The 2,707-nt window shown below is 33.4% G+C and carries 2 protein-coding genes; both read right to left on the bottom strand.

The genetic code is table 11. The features are described from left to right. Positions 1-537: 537 nt before the first annotated feature. Positions 538-1,548 (bottom strand): ArdC family protein, encoded by a 1,011-nt coding sequence (locus DWZ03_RS19395; protein WP_005780952.1) that lies wholly within the window; start codon positions 1,546-1,548, stop codon positions 538-540. 424 nt (positions 1,549-1,972) lie between these two features. After that, positions 1,973-2,566, bottom strand: coding sequence for a recombinase family protein (locus tag DWZ03_RS19390; protein WP_007559111.1), 594 nt, complete (start codon positions 2,564-2,566; stop codon positions 1,973-1,975). Positions 2,567-2,707: the final 141 nt, after the last annotated feature.

Here is a 2,707-nt window from a genome sequence, read left to right as displayed (position 1 = left end):
TTATATATTATATATTCACATATTATTTATATATATAATATTGTATTTTGTTCCTGTTCTTTTTCCCTAATGTTTTATGGTATCAATTTTTTGTGTCCGGCTTCCGGCTGCTTTTTGTATTTGGTATCAAAAGGTCGTTCTGCAGGGTGTGCCAGGAATGATAATTCGGTATCATTTCATCATGCCATGTTTACCCATCAGTGCCGGAACTCCGAAAAGTACGGTATCAATTTCTTTCCCTATAGTTCTTATTGGGTTAGACAACAAGACGCATTAAAATGTATTCTCAAAGTGAGAATGTATTTTAATTTGCGTCATGTTTCCGCTTCTGCAATGCTTACTAAAGTGGAGTTACCTAAAAGGTAGTGGAACTTTACTAAGGATTGCAGAAGGGATAAAGAAACATACCTTAGAAGGGTGGGTGGGTTTACCGATAGCAAAACTATTGGAGCGTAACAAAGTGAAGCGATTAAGCCTTTTTGGTTCTTTTTTGGCGTTTGAAAAAAGAACTCCCCCCAATGAGGGGGGAAGGAACCTTTAAGCAACCTTTGTATTTTTCTCTTCTTCAACTTCTTCCACATCTAGCCTTATATTTAGATGCTGGGCTATGAATTTACTACCTTTAATAGCATCTGCCAATACAGTAAATAAAAATTTAGGTTCTTCTTTTATTGCTTTGCACCATGATTTTAAATAAGCCGCATTTTCTTCTCTGACGGTTACAGAAATACCCAAATATACACCAGACAAAGCCGATATTAATTCTGCTACAAGTTCTTCACGCCCATAATTGAATTTATCATTTTCATAAAATCCTTTTCGATTTAGTCTATTTTTAACACCTGTACTATGTCCCATTTCATGTAATTCTGTACCATAAAAACTTTCTCCGTCCTTAAATTGGCTCTTTAAAGGTAAAGTAATGCTATCATTTGATATTGAATAAAACGCACTATCACTAGAAACCGTTTGAATAGGACATACCCAATTTTGATTCTTATTCATTTCATCAAGTATTGGATTTACATACATTTCTTTCTCTTCTTGTGGCTGTTCCTCTCCTGAAAATTTAGCCTTTAATATATCCCATCTATTGGGATATTTTTCCGCAAAGTTTGTTTGGTCTAAATTAAAAACTTGGAAATATTTTGTATAAGCTGCTAAACGGTATTCTTTTTGTTCTTCTTCTGATAATTTGTTATATTCATCATATGAAATTTTTTCATTTGTCTGACGATGATAAGCACAAAATAATGTATAATAAACAGGAAAAGCAACAGCACCTTTTAGAACATTAATACCTTCGTTTCGTGCTTGATTGAATGTCAAAAAAACAGGAGTTTGATAATTATATTTTTCACACAAAAAATAAAGTAAAAAAGCGTTTCCACCACTATAAGTACGACCTGTTAAATTTTGTGGTAAAAAGTTCTGTTTAGAGTTGACTTTAGAGAACCAAGGTTTTTGCCAATTCATAGACAAGCTTTCAATTTTTTCAACCATAAGGTTTACAAACTTCTCTGCATTTTTATCAAAAGTAGATTTCATAATTTTGTTTGCTGTTCTTTATACTGGCAGCCAAACCAGCTTTAAAAGTTTATTTATCTCTTTATTTTCAATACTCAAAGATAGTAATTTTCTATAAATGTCGCAAATAATAAGACAATTATTTTTGTTAAAAATAGTTTATAATCGGCTGATTTTTAACGTATTATCTTTTCCCTAAAGTTTTATATATTTTGGGTGAGAGATAAGGTTTTATAAACGGAATATTCCCTTTAGGGAACATGAAGTCTATAAAACCGAATATCCAATGCCTTGCTTTTGTAGGTGCTTCATAGAAGCGGTGAAAAAAGCAAAGCATTGGATATACCTTAGAAGGGTGGGTGGGAAAATGCGTTAGGGATTGCAGCGGAAAGCCCACAGCGTAGCGAGGACTTGCAGCGAAAAGCCCGACCTGAAAGGTAACGCCCTATTTATTTCTTCTATTCATCAATCTTACTTTTTCATAACGTAAATACCTATACAAAGTAGCCTTACTTCCAATGTGTAAAATTCTACATATTTCATCTATAGAATAATCCCGATTTTCATATAAACGCTTTGCTGCTATAGCTTTTCTCTTTGCATCTTCCGATAACCCTATAGGTCGTCCCGTAAGTTTCCCTCGTTCTTTTGCAGCTTGTAATCCAGCCCTAGTTCGTTCTACTATTATTTCACGTTCATATTCAGCCAATGAAGCAAAAATTCCAAATTGACATCTTCCTAAAGCACTATTAGTATCAATACCATCAACTATGCTTTTGAATGCAATTTTTCTTTTCTGCAAACAATCAACTATATAAACTAAATCTTTCAAAGAACGTCCTAATCTATCTAGCTTCCAGATAACAAAAGTATCACCTTCTCGCAAATATGCAAGGGCTTTATCTAATTCGGGTCTATCCTTTACTCCTGATACTTTTTCCTCAAATATAAGTTTGCATCCGGCTTCTTTTAAAGCATCTAGCTGCAAATCTAAATTCTGTTCCCTCGTTGAAACACGAGCGTAGCCTATTATCTCCATTTTATTTAAATCCAAGTTTCATAAATTCAACTATTCGCGAAACTATTTTAAACTAGGGCTTTCCCCCCTGTTATTACCTCTAGTACTATTATAAATCAAAAGTACAGAAAAAGGGTCGATTAATGAAACTTTTAAATTTAA

The sequence above is a fragment of the Bacteroides sp. AF29-11 genome (genome assembly GCF_003602895.1).
Lineage (GTDB): Bacteria > Bacteroidota > Bacteroidia > Bacteroidales > Bacteroidaceae > Bacteroides > Bacteroides uniformis.
This window is presented reverse-complemented; position numbering and strand designations above follow the sequence as displayed.